The organism is Microbacterium sp. Root553 (assembly GCF_001426995.1).
Taxonomy (GTDB): Bacteria; Actinomycetota; Actinomycetes; order Actinomycetales; family Microbacteriaceae; genus Microbacterium.
In genome coordinates this window covers 195,453-211,369 of the sequence record NZ_LMFY01000002.1, presented here as the reverse complement: position 1 = coordinate 211,369, position 15,917 = coordinate 195,453, and the positions used below count along the sequence as shown (strand labels likewise).

Genomic DNA, 15,917 nt, shown 5'->3' with positions numbered 1-15,917 from the left:
GCAGGCCCGCCCGCCGATCGGGGCCGCGGCACGACAGACGTCACCGCGACCCCCCGATCGGCGAGGTCAGTCGATCGGCTCGATCACCGGGATGACGGTCGTGATCACCGGCACGGATGCCGAGATCAGGGTGCCGTCGTCGCGAAGCGCATCCGCGAACTGACGCAGCGACGGGCGTCCCTCGATGCGCGGACCCTGGTCGGCCAGCGGCACGACGACGTCCTCGTCGGAGGTGGCGGTGTAGGCGACCTCACGCACGGTGAACGAGACCGGACCCCCGGAGCCCACGTGCACGCGCAGCTCGTCGGTGGTCAGAGTGATCTGGAGCGTCGACCCCTGCCACTGCAGCGGATACGACAGCGACGGCCAGTCGGCGGGAAGGCGCGGATCGAAGCTGAGTTCGCCCGCGTAATCGCGCATACCGCCGAAGCCGCACACGAGCGCCGTCCACACGCCTCCGGCGGAGGCCACATGCACGCCGTCCGCCGCGTTGTGGTGCAGGTCGTGAAGATCGACGAAGAGCGACTGCCGGAAGTACTGCAGGGCGAGGTCCTGGTAGCCGACCTCCGCGGCGAGGATCGACTGCACGACCGCCGACAGCGTCGAGTCGCCCGTGGTCAGCGGGTCGTAGTAGTCGAAGTCCGCCTTCTTCTCCTCGGGCGTGAAGTGGTTGCCCTGCAGGAAGAGCGCCAGCACGACATCCGCCTGCTTGAGCACCTGGAACCGGTAGATGACCAGCGGGTGGAAGTGCAGCAGCAGGGGCCGCTGCTCCGGCGGCGTGTGCGCGAGATCCCAGACCTCGCGCTCGAGGAACAGGGAGTCCTGCGGGTGGATGCCGAGCGTCTCGCTGAACGGGATGAACATCGCGTCGGCGGCGCGCTCCCATCCCTCCGCCTCGCCCTCGGCGAGGCCCGTGCGCTCGACGACCCTGGCGAACTCCTCGCCGTTCGCCTCGCGCGCTTCCCGCACGACACGCGCTGCATAGCGCAGGTTGTAGCGGGCCATGACGTTCGTGTACAGGTTGTCGTTCACGACGGTCGTGTACTCGTCGGGGCCCGTGACCCCGTGGATGTGGAAGGTCTCGACGCCGTCGTCGCTCGGGTCGGCGACGAGGCGCGACGTGCGCCAGAAGCCGAGCGTCGCCCACAGTCGCGCCGTCTCGATCGCGATGTCGATGCCCTCACGGCGCAGGAAGTCCTCGTCGCCGGTCGCGCGGACGTACTTGCCCAGCGCGAAGCTGACGTCGGCGTTGATGTGGTACTGCGCGGTGCCCGCGGCGTAGTAGGCCGATGCCTCCTCGCCGTTGATGGTGCGCCAGGGGAACAGTGCGCCGGCCTCGTTCAGCTGCGAGGCCCTGCGGCGTGCCGCGGGGAGCATGAGCGCCCTGGCGCGCAGGGCGTTCCTGGCCCACTGCGGCGACGTGTAGGTGAGGAACGGCAGGACGTAGATCTCGGTGTCCCAGAAGTAGTGGCCGCTGTAGCCCGATCCCGAGACGCCCTTGGCCGGCACGCCGGTGCCGTCGGCGCGCGCGGAGGCCTGGGCGAGCTGCAGCAGGCACCACCGGGTCGCCTGCTGGATGTCGTCGTGCCCGCCGATCTGCACGTCGCTCCGCTCCCAGAAGGCCGCCAGCCATTCGGCCTGGCGGTCGAACTGCGCCTGCACGCCCTCGAACGCGACCCGGTCGAGCGAGCGACGGCAGCGGTCGACGAGCTCGCGCGGGGGGACACCGCGGGACGTGTGGTAGCTCACGAGCTTGGTGACCGTGATGGGCACGCCCGCCTTGGCCTGCACGCGGAACACGTTCTTCGAGATGTCCGCCTCGATGAGGGTGCGCGAGGTGTAGTCGTTCTCGGTCTCGATGATGTGGTCGGCGACGACCGCGACGGTCATCCCCGACGCCGAGACCGAGTACGACAGCGCCGAGCGCAGGCCGTCCTGCCAGTACTCCGCAGGCTCGAGCACGCGCTCGGCGATCTTCTCGGACTTGCGCGGGTCGAACCCGCTCTTCGCCTCGTTCGGGGTGCCCGCGTAGACGCCGGCCCCGTCCTGACGGTTGATCATCTGGCAGCTGACGGTGACCGGGGCATCGGCGTTCTCGACGACGACCTCGAGGCGCAGCACCGCCAGGTGACGCTCTTCGAAGCTGACGATGCGCTCGTCGCGCATCCGCACGCGCTTCCCCGAGGGCGTCTCCCAGACCACGACGCGCTCGAGCACGCCGGTGCGCATGTCGAGCGTGCGCCGGTACTCGCGCACGTCCGCCTCGTCGAACGAGATCGGCTCATCGTCGACGTAGACGCGCATGACCTTGGCATCCGGTGCGTTGACGATCGTCTGCCCGACCTCCGCGAACCCGTAGGCCTGCTCGGCGTGGCGGATCGGCCAGGTCTCGTGGAGCCCGTTGATGAAGGTGCCGTGCTCGTGTGCTCCGCGTCCCTCGATGTGGTTGCCGCGCAGACCGAGGTAGCCGTTCCCGACGCCGAAGAGGGTCTCCCCCACGCCGTCCTCGGAGTAGCGCGTCTCGATGAGCCGCCAGGGGTCGACGGGGAAGCGGTCGCGGGCGATCATGCGGTCTCCTCGGTGCCGGAAGGGGCGGCCTGGTGTGCGGTGGTCTGTGCGGGTTCGTGCGTGGCGTCGGCGAGGAACGCGTCGAGGTCCTCGACCACGACGGTGGCTCCTGCGGCACGCAGGGCCTCGGCCCCCGCGCCGCGATCCACGCCCACGACATCGGCGAATCCGGCGGCGGCGGCGGACGCCGCACCCGAGGTCGCATCCTCGACGGCGATGCTGCGCGCCGGGTCGACGCCCAGGGCGATCGCGCCGGCGCGGAACATGTCGGCGGCGGGCTTGGAGGCGAGGTCATCGCGTTCGGCCACGACCCCGTCGACGACGACGCGGAAGAACGAGCGGATGCCGGCGGCGGCCAACACCTCCTCGGCGTTCTTCGAACTCGAGACGACGCCCAGCGGCACGCCGGCGGCGGCGAGCTTCTCGACGACCGCGAGCGAGCCGGGGAACGGAGCGATGCCCTCGGCGCGCAAGGAGGCGGCGAAGGCCGCGTTCTTGCGATTGCCGATGCCGCAGATGGTCTCGGCCTCGGGCGGATCGTCGACGGCGCCCCAGGGGATCTCGACGTTGCGGCTGCGCATCAGGCTCGCCACCCCGTCGTAGCGCTTCTTGCCGTCGACGTAATCGAAGTAGTCGGCATCCGAGTACTCGGGGGTCAGCGACAGGCGCTCGAACACCTCGTCGAACACCGCCTTCCAGGCGCGCATGTGCACCTCGGCGGTGGGGGTCAGCACGCCGTCGAGGTCGAACAGGACGCCGTCGGCGCGGAGCAGATCGGGCAGGGCTTCGGGCACAGGAGCCTCCGTGGGGAACGGGTGAGGGGTACCGGCACCTCTCCGTGCCACTGTGCAAGCGTAGTGCGGCACGGCACCGCCGCACACCCCCGGGATCGGATGGGTCAGAGCAGGCGCGAGGTCTGTCTGGCGATCTCCAGCTCCTCGTTCGTCGGGACGACCAGCACCGCCACCGAGGAGGTGTCGGCGGAGATCCGACGGATGCCGCGTTCACGCGCGGCATTGCGTCCGGCGTCGATGACGACGCCCGCGAATCCGAGGGTCGCCATCGCCTCGGCGCGGACCGCCGCAGCGTTCTCGCCGACGCCCGCGGTGAACGAGATGACATCGACGCCGCCGAGCTGGGCGATGTAGGCCCCGGCGTAGGCGCGCAGGCGGTGGGTGTAGACGTCGAACGCGAGCGTCGCCGCCTGGTCGCCGCTCTCGCGACCGGCGAGGATGTCGCGCATGTCGCTGCGTCCGGCGAGCCCCTGCAGACCGCTGCGCTTGTTGAGCAGCGCGTCGAGATCGTCGATCGAATACCCGGCGCGCCGCGAGAGGTGCACGAGGGCGGCGGGGTCGAGGTCGCCCGAGCGCGTGCCCATGACGAGTCCCTCCAGCGGGGTCAGGCCCATCGAGGTCTCGACCGACCGCCCGCCGTCGACGGCCGTGACCGAGGCGCCGTTCCCGAGGTGGAAGACGAGCTGGCGGAGCGTGCCGAGATCGCGGCCGAGGAACGCGGCGGCCGATTCGCTCACGAACTGGTGGCTGGTCCCGTGGAATCCGTAGCGTCGCACCCGATGCGCGGCGGCGAGCTCGGCGTCGATCGCGTAGGTGTACGCGGCGGGCGGGAGCGTCTGGTGGAACGCGGTGTCGAAGACCGCGACGTGCGGCACGTCGGAGAAGACCGCCTTCGCCGCGACGATCCCGGCCAGGTTCGCCGGGTTGTGCAGCGGAGCGAGGACCGCGAGCTCCTCGATCTGCTCCTCGACGTTCGGGGTGACGAGCGTCGGCGCGTAGAACCGCGCGCCGCCGTGCACGACGCGGTGCCCGACGGCGACCGGCGGATGCTCGTCGAGGAGCGGACCGTGCGCGGCGAACTGCTCCAGCATCACCGCGAAGGCGGCATCGTGATCGGCGAGCTGCTGCTCGGAGTCGTACGTCGCGTCGAGCATCGTGGTCGCGGCCCCCGCACCGGCGGCGGGCCGCACGGTGTGCCGGATCGCACTGGCATCCTGACCGATCCGCTCGATCAGACCGGCGGCGAGCTCGGTCTCGTCCTCGATGTCGATGAGGCTGTACTTCAACGACGAGGAGCCGCTGTTGATCACGAGGATGGCGCTCATGCCGTCGCTCCTTCGGCCTGCGCCTGGATCGCCGTGATCGCCACGGTGTTGACGATGTCGTCGACCAGAGCCCCACGGGAGAGGTCGTTGATGGGCTTGTTGAGTCCCTGCAGCACCGGCCCGATGGCCACGGCGCCGGCGGAGCGCTGCACGGCCTTGTAGGTGTTGTTGCCCGTGTTGAGGTCGGGGAACACGAAGACGGTGGCGCGGCCGGCGACGGCGGAGTCGGGCAGCTTCGCCTTCGCGACCGCGGCATCGGCCGCGGCGTCGTACTGGATGGGACCCTCGACGAGCAGTTCGGGCGCCCTCTCGTGCACGAGTGCCGTCGCGGCGCGCACCTTGTCGACGTCGGCGCCCGACCCCGACTCGCCCGTCGAGTACGACAGCATCGCGATGCGCGGCTCGATCCCGAACTGCTGCGCGGTGGCCGCCGACGAGATCGCGATGTCGGCGAGCTGCTCGCTGGTCGGATCGGGGATGACGGCGCAGTCGCCGTAGACGAGCACCCGGTCGGCGAGCGCCATGAGGAAGACGCTGGAGACGACGGTGACGCCCGGCTTCGTCTTGATGATCTCGAACGACGGGCGGATCGTGTGCGCGGTGGTGTGGGCCGCACCCGAGACCATGCCGTCGGCGAGGCCGAGGTGCACCATCATCGTGCCGAAGTACGACACGTCCGTGACGGTGTCGGCGGCCTGCGCGAGGGTGATCCCCTTGTGCGCACGGAGCCTGGCGTACTCGGTCGCGAACCTCTCCACCATCTCAGGATCCGTGGGGCTGATCACCTGCGCACCGGAGATGTCGACTCCGAGCTCGGTCGCACGCGCGCGCACGGCCGACTCCTCGCCGAGGATGGTGAGATCGGCCACCTCGCGTGCCAGCAGGGTCGCCGCGGCGCGGAGGATCCGGTCGTCGTCGCCCTCGGGCAGCACGATTCGCCGCCTGTCGGCCCTCGCCCGTTCGATGAGGCCGTATTCGAACATCAACGGCGTCACGACCCGCGACTCTGCGAGACCGAGCTGCGTGGTGAGCTCGGTGATGTCGACGTGGGTCTGGAAGAGCCCGAGCGCACGGTCGTAGCGGCCGCGCGACTCCGGTGAGATGCGCCCCCGTGCTCCCATCACCCGCACCGCGGTGTCGTAGGTGCCCAGATCGGTCGCGATGATCGGCACGGTCGAGGTGAAGCCGTCGAGCAGCTGCACGATCGGCTCCGGCAGGGGGAACGGTCCGTTCAGGATGATGCCGGCGACCCGCGGGAACGTCCCCGAGGCGTCGGCGAGCAACGTCGCCAGCAGCACCTCGGTGCGGTCGGCCGGGATCACGACGACCGACTCCTCGGTCAGCCGCGGGAGCACGTTGACCATCGACATCCCGGCGACGACGATCGTCAGCGCCTCGCGAGCGAGCCTGTCGGGGTCTCCCTTGATGAGACGGCCGTCGACAGCCGTCAGGATGCCGTCGATCGACGGCGCCACGAGGGCGCGGTCCTCGGGGATCGCCCACACGGGGGTGGTCTTCTCCGGCCGCACCGCGGCGACGGCGTCTTCGATCGCCTCGAGGGCGTCGGGATCGGCCCGGTTCACGGCGACGGCGAAGAGCTCGGCACGCTCGACGTCGAGCTCGGAGAGCGCGAGCGCGGCGATCTGGCCCACCGCGGCCGGCGTGCGGGCGGTGGTTGTCCCGAGCTGCTCGGCCTGACGCCGCTGGTCACGGCCGCTCAACACGAGCAGGACGGGGGCTGCGAGGTTCGCGGCGATCCTGGCGTTGTACCCGAGCTCGGCGGGGCTGGCCACGTCGGTGTAGTCGCTGCCGATGATCACGACGGCATCGCACTGGGCCTCGACCGCCTTGAACCGGGCGACGATGCTCGAGAGCGCACGATCCGGGTCGTCGCGGACGTCGTCGTAGGTGACGCCGATGCAGTCCTCGTAGTCGAGCTGCACGCCGTCGTGGGCGAGCAGGAGCTCGAGCACGTCGTCGCGTTCGGTCACGGAACGTGCGATCGGGCGGAAGACCCCGACCCGCGGCGTGACGCGCATGAGCGCATCGAGCACGCCGAGGGCGATGGTGGACTTGCCGGTATGACCTTCGGCCGAGGTGATGTAGATGCTCTGCGCCACAGTCCCACCTTAGGCGCACGCTGCTATGGCGGGGCTGGGTCTGCGGCGCCTCTCAGCAGTGGCCGGAGAGGGCGTCGACCACGGACACCGCGTCGGACTCGTACCGGGAGTAGTAGTCGCGGTCGGTGTTGATCTGGACCCGGTGGATGGCGTGCGAGCGGGGCATCGCTGGCCAGTCCGCGACCCGCGCCAGCCGCTCGTAGAACAGCGTCGCGGCGGTCGCCGGGTCCATCCGCGCTTCGGGGGGTCCCCACCACTCCTGCTGCTGGAACAGTCCGATGCTGGTCGTGCGGCTGCCGTCGGGGTTCGTGAATCCCCGCGTCTCCCAATCGCCGTAGTCGATGTTGTGCAGGCTGCTCTCGCCCATGGCCGTCATCACACCGAGGATCTGCCCGTCGCGGCCGAAACCGAGCGTGGTGGCCGTCTGCATGATCGTCGCGGCGTTCTCGAGCTGCTCGCCCTGCCACCCTTCGATCCCCGCGGCGGGGAACGTGCGCGGATCGTCCACGCAGATCGCGGTCGGCTTCTCGTGGGCGAGGCCCAGAGGGATCAGCACCGCGGCGAGCGCCACTGCGAGGACGGCGGCCGACGACCACGCGATGCGCCGCAGCAGCCGCATCCGCCTGATCCTGCGCTGCGCACGACGGCGCGGCGACATCCGCCTGCGGCGCGAGCGGGGCCGCGCAGACGACCCACGGCGCTTCGCCGCGCCGGCCCGAGATCCTCCGCCGGCCCGTGATCCTGTCCCGACCCGAGATCCTGTGCGCCGACGCGCCGTCGAACGGCGCCCTCCCCCGGTGCCGCTCATCCGCCCCGGACTCCGCCCGCGCGCGCCCTCGGCACCGGCCGCCGACCGACGAGAGCGGCGAGCCCGCCGCCGACGGCACCGAACAGGTGCGCCTGCCAGGAGATGCCCTCGCGCACGCCGACGACGCCGGCGAGCATCGATCCTCCGTACAGTCCGATCACGATGATCGCGATCACCGCGTACAGCACCCGGTGCGAGACCCGACCGGGCGCGAACACCCGCATGATCGTGTAGCCGAAATACCCGAAGACGAGACCGGAGGCGCCGACGGTGAGCGCCCCCGGCGCGTTCAGGATCCAGGTGCCGAGGCCGCCGATCACCGCGGCGAACGCGGTCACCGCCCAGAATCGCCGTGCGCCCTCGACGGCGACGAGACAGCCGAGCACCAGCAGCGGCACGGTGTTGCCGATCAGGTGTGCCCAGTCCGCGTGCAGGAGAGGACCGACGACGATGCCGCCGAGGCCGGTGAGATCCCACGAACGGAGGCCGAAGCCGGTGAAGGATCCGGGGAGCACGGCATCGGCGGATTGGATGAGCCACATGGCTGCGACCAGCAGAACGGGCGATGCGAAACGACCGAGTGCGCGGGAGCGCGGAGAGTCGGCGGTTCTGATCACGTCTGGCCCTGTCACGTCACGATCCTGGCAGGACTGCCCCGGAGGACGCTGACAAAAAAGAAAGCGGCCCTCCGCGCACCCAGCAGAGCCCGGTTACCCTTGCTGCGTTTCCGCCCTGGGGGAATTGGCCTGGATGCCGCCACGCGGAGAGCCGTGGACGAGTCTAGCCGATGCGCGGACCCCCTCTACGACAGACCGGCCGATCATCGACGTCGCGCCCTTCGGATGCGGCGACCGTTGTCACCCCATCCGAAGGGAGCCGGGTTACGATCGGTTCACGCGCACCGCAGCGCCCACGCGAGAGGGAACGCATGCCAGAGAATCCGCCCCTGACCCCGGCCGTCGCCGACGCCGAGCAGTTCGCCGCGCAGACGACTGCCATCCTCGGTTCGGTCGGACGGGTGATCGACGGGAAGCCCGATGCCGTGCGGAGCGCCCTCGTCTGCCTGCTCGCCCAGGGTCATCTGCTGATCGAAGACGTCCCCGGCGTCGGCAAGACAATGCTGGCGCGTGCTCTGGCCGCGAGCGTCGATGCGACCGTCCGCCGCATCCAGTTCACCCCCGACCTGCTGCCGGGAGATGTGACCGGGGTCAGCGTCTACAACCCCGTCGATCGGGAGTTCGAGTTCAAGCGCGGCGCGGTGTTCGCGCACATCGTGATCGCCGACGAGATCAACCGCTCCTCCCCCAAGACCCAGTCCGCACTGCTCGAGGCGATGGAGGAGGGACAGGTGACGGTCGACGGGTCGACCCACATGCTGCCCGACCCGTTCCTCGTGGTGGCGACCCAGAACCCCCTCGAGATGGAGGGCACGTACGCCCTCCCCGAGGCTCAGCGGGACCGTTTCATGATGCGCATCTCGATGGGGTATCCGGATGCCGCGGCCGAGGCCCTGATGCTGCGTCAGCGCGACGTCGTGAACCCCCTCGCGTCGATCACCCCCGTCGCCGACGCCGCGTCGATCTCGGGTCTGATCGCGTGGGCGCGGTCGGTGCATGTCGCGCCGGCGCTCGAGGAGTACACGGTGGCCCTCGCTCAGGCGACACGATCCGACCCGAACCTGCATCTGGGGGCGAGCCCGCGAGCGACACTGCAGCTGATCAGGGCTGCCAAGGTGTGGGCGGCCCTCGACGGCCGTGACTTCGTGATCCCCGATGACGTCACCGCGCTCCTGCTCCCGGTGTTCGCACACCGTCTGCTCCCGGCCCGCGGAGCGCAGCGTGCCGGTGCCCAGCCGGTCGAGGCGGCGCTGCGTCAGATCGTAGAGCGGGTGCGCGTGCCCGTGGCCGCCCGCTCCTGATCCCCGCCGCCATGCCTCGTCGTCGAACGCTCACGCTGCGGGGCACGGCCGCGCTCCTCGCCGGCCTCGGATGCCTGATCGCCGCCAACCTGGTCGGCGCACAGATCCTCCTGTACGTCGGCGTGCTCTTCCTCGCCGTGACCGCGTTCTCGGTGCTCGCGGTACGACTGCCCCGTCGCTCCGGTTCGGTGGCACGGCAGGTCTCCACCGACCTGCTGACCGTCTCCGAGACCTCGCGCGTCACCGTGCGCGTCTCGCTGCGTGCGATGCGCGTGCCGCGAGGACTGTGGCGAGACGTCCTGCCCGATGCGGTGACGGGCGACGCCGCGGGCGAGTACCCGCCCGAGGCCGGTCAGCTCGGCTATGCGATCACCGGCGTGCGCCGAGGCGTGTGGCCGGTCGGCCCCTTCGTGCTGCGCACGGTGGATCCCTTCGGACTCGCCCAACGCGAGCAGGCCTTCGGCGAGACCCGCAGCGTGACGGTCGTCCCCGAGGTGTTCGCTCTCCCCCCGCTCGCGGTCAAGGTGGGCGCCGCCGGCGGCACGGCGCAGACCTCGTCGAGCAGGCTCGGCCAGGGCAGCGACAACCTCTCGCCGCGTCGGTACATCCCCGGCGACTCGATGCGTCGCATCCACTGGCGCGCGACCGCGCATCGGGGGCAGCTGATGGTGCGGCAGGAGGAGGAGGAATCGAGCCCGGACGCGCTCGTCGTCCTCGACCGCAGCGCGGGGCGCTGGGCACGGCCGGGAGATGCGGCGGACCCCGCCTTCGAGGCGGCGGTGTCGATGTGCGCCTCCGTCGCCGTGCATCTGGAGCAGGAGGGGTACGGCGTCGACGTGATCGACAGCGGCGGCACGCTCCTCGGCACCCTGCGCGGACATGAGGACGACCGCGACGGCCTGCTCGTCTCCCTCGCGCTGGTCGCTCCGCGCGGGGACGCGCGGGACATCGCGGCCCTCGTCGGAGGCACGCCTCCCGGCCCTCTCGTGTACATCACCGGCGAGCTGGACGAGGAGGATGCGGCGCTCCTGCGCCCCTCCGGCGCCGCCGCGCCCCTGCTGTTCGCCACGGGCGCCCTCCCCGGCGCGGCGGAGGCCGCCGGACAGCACGGCTGGCGGTTCGCTGAGCTCTCGGACGACATCGCCGAGGCATGGGCGGATGCCCTCCCCGAGCGCACCGCACCGAGCCACGACGGTCCACGGAAGGCCGCAGATGTCGCGGACTGAACGCAGGTCGCGGCGCTCGACCCGGCTGCCGTGGCGTCGCGAGCACGAGCTCCCCGCGGGCACCGTGCTGCCGTCCGTCCTCGCGGCGGCGGCCGGGCTCGTCGCGATGTGGCCGTTCACCTCTGTCATCCAGCCGGGCGCCTGGGCATCCACTGTTCTCTTGCTCATCGTCGCGATCGCCCTCACGGGGATGGTCGTGCGCACCTCGATGCGCAGGCGTCCGTCCTGGGTCCGCGATCTCACCACGATCGGCGTGCAGGTGGTGGTCGCCGCCGGGCTCATCGTGCTGGTGGTCGCCGGCGACACCGCCGTCCTCGGGGTCATCCCGACGGATTCGACGGTCTTCGTGTTCCAGACGCTCGCCTCCGCCGCCTGGGAGGAGATCGTCTACGGGGCCGCCCCGATCGCGGCGTCGCCCGGCCTCGAGGCCATGATGGGTGTCGGCTTCGCCCTCGTCGCCGTGCTGCTCGACCAGCTCGTCGCGCAGCGTGGAGCCGTGCTCGCCGGGCTCCTGACCGCCGTCGTCGGAGCGGTTCCGATGATCGTCACCCTCGGCGGCGTGGACATCGTGTGGTTCATCGCCCTGGCCATCCTGATCCTCGCTCTGCTCCGGTATTCGGGAACCCAGGACCCGGAGTCCCCGCGACGCTCCTCCGTGGCGGTCGGGATGGTCGTGGGCGTCGCCGCGCTCGCGGTGACCGTCGTGGTGGCCCCCCTGCTCCCGGTGTCCGCGAGTCTCGCGGGTACCGGTGCCGGCGTCACCGTCGACGCCTCGCTGCGCCTCGGCGACGACCTGCGCCAGCCGAATCCGGTCGAGGTGCTGACGGTCGCGACCACGGCCGACACCGCGCCCTATCTCCGGCTCACGACCCTCTCCGAGTTCGACGGACGCGTGTGGGAGCCGGACCGCGGCGGCCTGCAGTCCCAGGACGAGGGATTCGGGCCCGCGGAGTGGACCGACGACATCGAGACCACCGACGAGAACACGTCGATCCGGGTCATCCGCATGTCGAGCGCCTGGCTGCCGGTCCCCTACCCCGCCACCGACGTGCAGGGCCTCCCCGCGTCCTGGAGGGTGAGTCCGGACAATCGCACCCTCGCCTCGCGCACCGCGGATGCGGTCGGCAGCGACTACACGGTGCGCTCGGTCGAGGTCTCTCCCTCGCTCGAGCAGATCCGCGCGATCCCCGCCGCCGAGGCGGCGACGGACCCGGAGAACGAGCCGTTCGAGATCCCCGAGGCGGTCAGCGAGACCGCCGCCGAGGTCACCGCAGGTGCGACCAACGACTACGACCGCCTGATCGATCTGCAGTCCTGGTTCCGCAGCGAGTTCACCTACTCCCTCGAGACGCCGGTCGACGAGGGTTTCGACGGCACGGGCGCCGACGCGGTCGAGGAGTTCCTCGACGTGCGCTCCGGGTACTGCATCCACTTCGCCGGAGCGTTCGCGCTGATGGCCGAGAGCCTCGACATGGACGTGCGCATCGTCGTGGGATACCTGCCCGGCGTGCTCACCGAGACGAAGCGCGGCGACGAGCCCGTGTATTCGGTGTCCAGCGATCAGCTGCACTCCTGGCCCGAGGTGCGTTTCCCCGGCATCGGATGGGTGCCTTTCGAGCCGACCGCCTCGCTGGGCGTGCCCACGGCGTTCACGGCGGCGGCCACGACGGGCGGCGGCTCTCCGGAGGCGGCGACCCCCGCACCGACGACCGCTCCGACAGCGCAGACCAGCTCGGGACCCGACATCGAGCGCCAGGATGCCGGGGACAACTCCGGCGCGACCTCGCAGCTGCGCACCCTGGACCCCACCCCGGTGCTGCTCACGACGCTCGCCGTGCTGGTGGCGCTGCTGCTTCCGGCTCTGATCCGCCTCGCGGTCCGCGCCTCACGTCGCGGGCGTGCTCGACGCGGCGACGCGGCGGCCGCGTGGGCGGAACTGCGCGCCACCCTGGAGGATCTGCATCTGCCGCTGTCGGATGCGGAGACTCCGCGGGTGCGCGGCGATGACCTCATCCGGGATGACCGGGTGGACGCCGAGGCGATGCGCACGATCGTCGCCGCGGTCGAGCGGGCGAACTATGCCCGTGCGTCGTCGCGGACCGCGCACGATCTCGACGCCGCCCTGGGCACGGTGCTGGCAGGTCTGCGGCACAGTGTCGACCGGGGCGCGCGCATGCGCGCATTCCTGGTGCCGCGTTCGCTGTTCATCGGCGGTCGCGTCGACCCGGCGCTGCTGACGCCCTGACGCGGTCAGGCGGCGTGGCGCTCGCAGCGCACGGAGTCGCAGTCCTCGCAGACGACGAACTGGGTGCGGCATGACGCATCGGGGCAGTTGGCCGTGCGCCGGGTGGCGGCACCGCATCCGACGCACTCGCCGATGACGGCGGCGTGGGGCGAGAAGTCCACCGACCCGCGCTTGTCGAAGACGTAGAGGGATCCGTCCCACAGTCCGTCGTCGCCGTACTGCTCCCCGTAGCGGACGATGCCGCCCTCGAGCTGGTACACCTCTCCGAAGCCCCGTGCGGTCATCAGACTCGAGAGCACCTCGCAGCGGATCCCGCCCGTGCAGTAGGTGACGACCGGCTTGCCTTTGAGGTCGTCGTACGCGCCCGAGTCGAGCAGCTGGACGAAGTCGCGGGTGGTCTCGGTGTCGGGCACCACAGCCCCACGGAATCGTCCGATCTGGGCTTCCAGCGCGTTGCGCCCGTCGAAGAAGACGACGTCGTCGCCGCGGCGCTCGACCAGCTCGTGCAGCTCGTCGGGAGTGAGGCGCTGACCGCCGCCCACGACGCCGTGCTCGTCGACCCGCAGCTCGCCCGGTGCCCCGAACGAGACGATCTCCTCGCGCACCTTGACGCTCAGTTTCGGGAAGTCGATGCTGCGCCCGTCGGCATCGACACCGGTGCCGTCGCTCCACTTGATGTCGGTGTCGGCGAACGGCGCGTACGAGCGGAACGACCGCGCCCAGCGCTTGAGCACGCGTACGTCGCCGCCGAGGGTGCCGTTGACCCCGTCCTTCGATATCAGCAGTCGACCGCGCAGACCCAGCGCCTCTCCGAGGTCTCGCTGCCACACCCGGATCGCCTCGGGGTCGGCGATCGGGGTGAAGACGTAGAAGAGGACGATCTTGGGGGTTGCCACCCAGAGATCCTACGTCGTGCGCAGCGGGGCCCTGGCACCCAGCAGCCGGCCGACATGGCGGTGCACGGCCGGGACCAGTGCGACGTTCTCTCCGGCGTCGGCGCGGGCGAGCAGCCTCGTCATCACGTACAGCTGCGAGACGACACCGCCCTCGGACTCGAGGTCGGCGCGGAAGAGGCGGGAGATCCGTTCGGCGATGCGCGGCACACCGAGCGAATGCCCCAGCAGGAACGCCGCGTCGTATCCCCGAGGTGCGAGCCCCCACGCCTCCCAGTCGGCGATGGCGAACGGATCGCAGTGCAGGTTGTTCCAGTGCAGGTCTCCGTGCCCGGGCACCCAGGCGCTCGGGCCGACGTCGAGATCGATGCCGAAGAACACCGAGACGCGGCGCTGCACGGTCTCGGGGTCGAGCACTCTGCGCTCCGTCGTCGCCCGTGACACCGTGCCGAGGCTCTGGACGAGCGCCTCCCACCACGAGTCACCCAGCCGCGGCACCCGCTCGAGCACCGCCGTCGATGCGCAGGCCCGGCCCGGCAGCAGGCTCATGAGCTCTGCCCGGTAGACGAGGGAGGCATCCTCCCAGGCCCGTACGTCGAGCACCCTGGGCTTGGGGATGCCGACGAGCGTCGACGCGTCGACATTGCCGGTCCACCAGTCGCCGCCCGCCTGCGCACGACGGGAGCGGACCACCCGCAGCCACACCTGCGCCCCGGCGTGCTCGACGACCGAGCCGATGGAGCGATCCCGCCACCCGAATCTGACGCGACCGAGCCCGCGCGCCCCCATCTCTGCGAGGGCTCGCGCATGCGCCGCCCGCATCGCGGAGCGCACAGAGGTGCTGATCAGGGGTGTCGAACCGACGGTCGTCATCGAGGTCCTTCCATGAACTGACACGTACGCTTGACAGCATAACGTCCTCATACGAGGATAGAAACCGCGTACCCCTGATGCAACGTCTCTCACGATCGCATTCCGGTACATCCGAACCGCGACCAGGCGTGGGCGTCCCCTCCGCCCCCGCCTGGTCATGGCCCCTCCATCCGATCGGCTAGACTGTTCAGGTTGTTCCTGGTGACGTGTCCGAGCGGCCGAAGGAGCACGCTTGGAAAGCGTGTGTTGTGCAAGCAACCGCGGGTTCGAATCCCGCCGTCACCGCCAAAAAGCACGAAGGGTCTCCGCGCCAGCGGGGGCCCTTCGTGCATTTTATCGAGCACCGTGGGATTCGGGGAGAACCGAGCGCCAGCGAGGATCGGAGTCCCGCCGTCACCGCCAAAAAGCACGAAGGGTCTCCGCGCCAGCGGGGGCCCTTCGTGCTTTTTATCGAGCGTTGGGGATTCGGGGAGGAGCGAGCGCAGCGAGCACCGGAGTCCCGCCGCCCCGCCACGCCGCGGTCAGGTCAGAAGCGCACGCCGTAGCTCTGGCCGCCGGCCTCCGCGGGCAACGGCGTCATGCCGAGGCGCTCGTAGAACGCCGCGGCGCCGGTGTTGTTCGGGTCCATGCCCAGGTGCAGTCCGCGCACCCCGCGCCGGGTGAGCTCGGCGAACAGGGTCCGGACCAGCTGCCGACCGAGTCCCTGCCCCTGCGTCTCCGGAAGCAGGTCGATGTGCAGGTGCGCGGGGTACTGCGCGGAGTGGGCGTCGCGTCCGGGCGCCTGGGTGTAGCCGTGCTCGATCATCCGCTCCTCGCGGGTCGTCGGGGTCTCGGCGCGGGGGTAGCGCCCCTGCAGGGCCGGCCACCACTCGTCACGGAACCAGGTCGCGAACGCCTCGGTGTCGTCGGTCGCGACGATGTACCCGATCGCCCGGCCGTCGTCGGCCTCGACCACCCATGCGAGATCCGGATGCCGCTCCACGTAGGGCACGGCGAAGAGGTCACCCCAGAGCGCGTCGTCCGAGAGGATTCCCGTGGCGTCGGCGCCGGCATCCGCGGTCCTCGTGCAGATCTCGTACAGTGCGGCGCGGTCGGACGGACGGTACGGACGGATGCGGGACACGACGGCTCCTCGATGAGATGGGGT

The 15,917-nt window shown here is 70.7% G+C and carries 12 protein-coding genes, 1 tRNA gene and 1 other RNA gene; 4 read left to right on the top strand and 10 right to left on the bottom strand.

The window, feature by feature from the left end; translation table 11 throughout:
* Positions 1–66 precede the first annotated feature (66 nt).
* The 7 genes from ASD43_RS15070 to ffs form a co-directional block, all read right to left on the bottom strand.
* Positions 67–2,568 (bottom strand): glycoside hydrolase family 65 protein, encoded by a 2,502-nt coding sequence (locus ASD43_RS15070; protein ID WP_056420194.1) that lies wholly within the window; start codon positions 2,566–2,568, stop codon positions 67–69.
* Positions 2,565–3,362 carry an HAD family hydrolase gene (locus ASD43_RS15065; protein WP_056420190.1) on the bottom strand — a complete coding sequence of 266 codons (798 nt, stop codon included), beginning with the start codon at positions 3,360–3,362 and terminating at the stop codon, positions 2,565–2,567. Before ASD43_RS15065 ends, ASD43_RS15070 begins: the two co-directional genes overlap by 4 nt.
* Before the next feature lie 104 nt (positions 3,363–3,466).
* The gene (locus ASD43_RS15060; protein WP_056420188.1) at positions 3,467–4,687 is read right to left on the bottom strand and encodes an acetate/propionate family kinase; all 1,221 of its coding nucleotides are present in this window, start codon (positions 4,685–4,687) and stop codon (positions 3,467–3,469) included.
* Positions 4,684–6,807 carry a phosphate acetyltransferase gene (pta, locus tag ASD43_RS15055; protein ID WP_056420184.1) on the bottom strand — a complete coding sequence of 708 codons (2,124 nt, stop codon included), beginning with the start codon at positions 6,805–6,807 and terminating at the stop codon, positions 4,684–4,686. Before pta ends, ASD43_RS15060 begins: the two co-directional genes overlap by 4 nt.
* A 52-nt stretch (positions 6,808–6,859) precedes the next feature.
* Positions 6,860–7,426, bottom strand: a complete 567-nt coding sequence (locus tag ASD43_RS15050; RefSeq protein ID WP_235564192.1) for a hypothetical protein — start codon at positions 7,424–7,426, stop codon at positions 6,860–6,862.
* Between the two features lie 185 nt (positions 7,427–7,611).
* Positions 7,612–8,247 (bottom strand): rhomboid family intramembrane serine protease, encoded by a 636-nt coding sequence (locus ASD43_RS15045; protein ID WP_235564191.1) that lies wholly within the window; start codon positions 8,245–8,247, stop codon positions 7,612–7,614.
* Between the two features lie 44 nt (positions 8,248–8,291).
* Positions 8,292–8,388: signal recognition particle sRNA small type (ffs, locus tag ASD43_RS17065), an RNA gene on the bottom strand.
* Between the two features lie 155 nt (positions 8,389–8,543).
* Between ffs and ASD43_RS15040 the strand changes: the two genes are divergently transcribed.
* The 3 genes from ASD43_RS15040 to ASD43_RS15030 are packed head-to-tail and all read left to right on the top strand — an operon-like array spanning position 8,544 to position 13,004.
* Positions 8,544–9,533, top strand: a complete 990-nt coding sequence (locus ASD43_RS15040) for an AAA family ATPase (RefSeq protein WP_045254260.1) — start codon at positions 8,544–8,546, stop codon at positions 9,531–9,533.
* Positions 9,534–9,544: 11 nt separating this feature from the next.
* On the top strand, positions 9,545–10,759 hold the full coding sequence (locus ASD43_RS15035; protein ID WP_056420174.1) for a DUF58 domain-containing protein: 1,215 nt from the start codon (positions 9,545–9,547) through the stop codon (positions 10,757–10,759).
* Positions 10,746–13,004 carry a transglutaminase family protein gene (locus tag ASD43_RS15030; protein ID WP_056420168.1) on the top strand — a complete coding sequence of 753 codons (2,259 nt, stop codon included), beginning with the start codon at positions 10,746–10,748 and terminating at the stop codon, positions 13,002–13,004. Before ASD43_RS15035 ends, ASD43_RS15030 begins: the two co-directional genes overlap by 14 nt.
* Before the next feature lie 5 nt (positions 13,005–13,009).
* Here the strand turns inward: ASD43_RS15030 and trhO are convergent, their stop codons facing one another.
* Both trhO and ASD43_RS15020 read right to left on the bottom strand, forming a co-directional pair.
* Positions 13,010–13,900 carry an oxygen-dependent tRNA uridine(34) hydroxylase TrhO gene (gene trhO, locus ASD43_RS15025; protein WP_056420165.1) on the bottom strand — a complete coding sequence of 297 codons (891 nt, stop codon included), beginning with the start codon at positions 13,898–13,900 and terminating at the stop codon, positions 13,010–13,012.
* 9 nt (positions 13,901–13,909) lie between these two features.
* Positions 13,910–14,770 (bottom strand): hypothetical protein, encoded by an 861-nt coding sequence (locus ASD43_RS15020; RefSeq protein ID WP_056420161.1) that lies wholly within the window; start codon positions 14,768–14,770, stop codon positions 13,910–13,912.
* 200 nt (positions 14,771–14,970) lie between these two features.
* Here ASD43_RS15020 and ASD43_RS15015 point away from each other — a divergent pair.
* Positions 14,971–15,058 (top strand) — tRNA-Ser (locus ASD43_RS15015).
* A gap of 238 nt (positions 15,059–15,296) precedes the next feature.
* On the opposite strand, the gene ASD43_RS15010 is transcribed toward ASD43_RS15015, so the two are convergent.
* A complete protein-coding gene (locus ASD43_RS15010; RefSeq protein WP_056420159.1) occupies positions 15,297–15,893 on the bottom strand; it encodes a GNAT family N-acetyltransferase in 597 nt (198 codons plus the stop codon).
* Positions 15,894–15,917: the final 24 nt, after the last annotated feature.

Bases quoted from the DNA above. Each gene is read 5' to 3' on its own strand.
- ASD43_RS15070 (WP_056420194.1), bottom strand. From the start codon at position 2,568: ATGATCGCCCGCGACCGCTTCCCCGTCGACCCCTGGCGGCTCATCGAG.
- ASD43_RS15060 (WP_056420188.1), bottom strand. From the start codon at position 4,687: ATGAGCGCCATCCTCGTGATCAACAGCGGCTCCTCGTCGTTGAAGTAC.
- ASD43_RS15050 (WP_235564192.1), bottom strand. From the start codon at position 7,426: ATGCGGCTGCTGCGGCGCATCGCGTGGTCGTCGGCCGCCGTCCTCGCA.
- ASD43_RS15040 (WP_045254260.1), top strand. From the start codon at position 8,544: ATGCCAGAGAATCCGCCCCTGACCCCGGCCGTCGCCGACGCCGAGCAG.
- ASD43_RS15035 (WP_056420174.1), top strand. From the start codon at position 9,545: ATGCCTCGTCGTCGAACGCTCACGCTGCGGGGCACGGCCGCGCTCCTC.
- ASD43_RS15030 (WP_056420168.1), top strand. From the start codon at position 10,746: ATGTCGCGGACTGAACGCAGGTCGCGGCGCTCGACCCGGCTGCCGTGG.
- ASD43_RS15020 (WP_056420161.1), bottom strand. From the start codon at position 14,770: ATGACGACCGTCGGTTCGACACCCCTGATCAGCACCTCTGTGCGCTCC.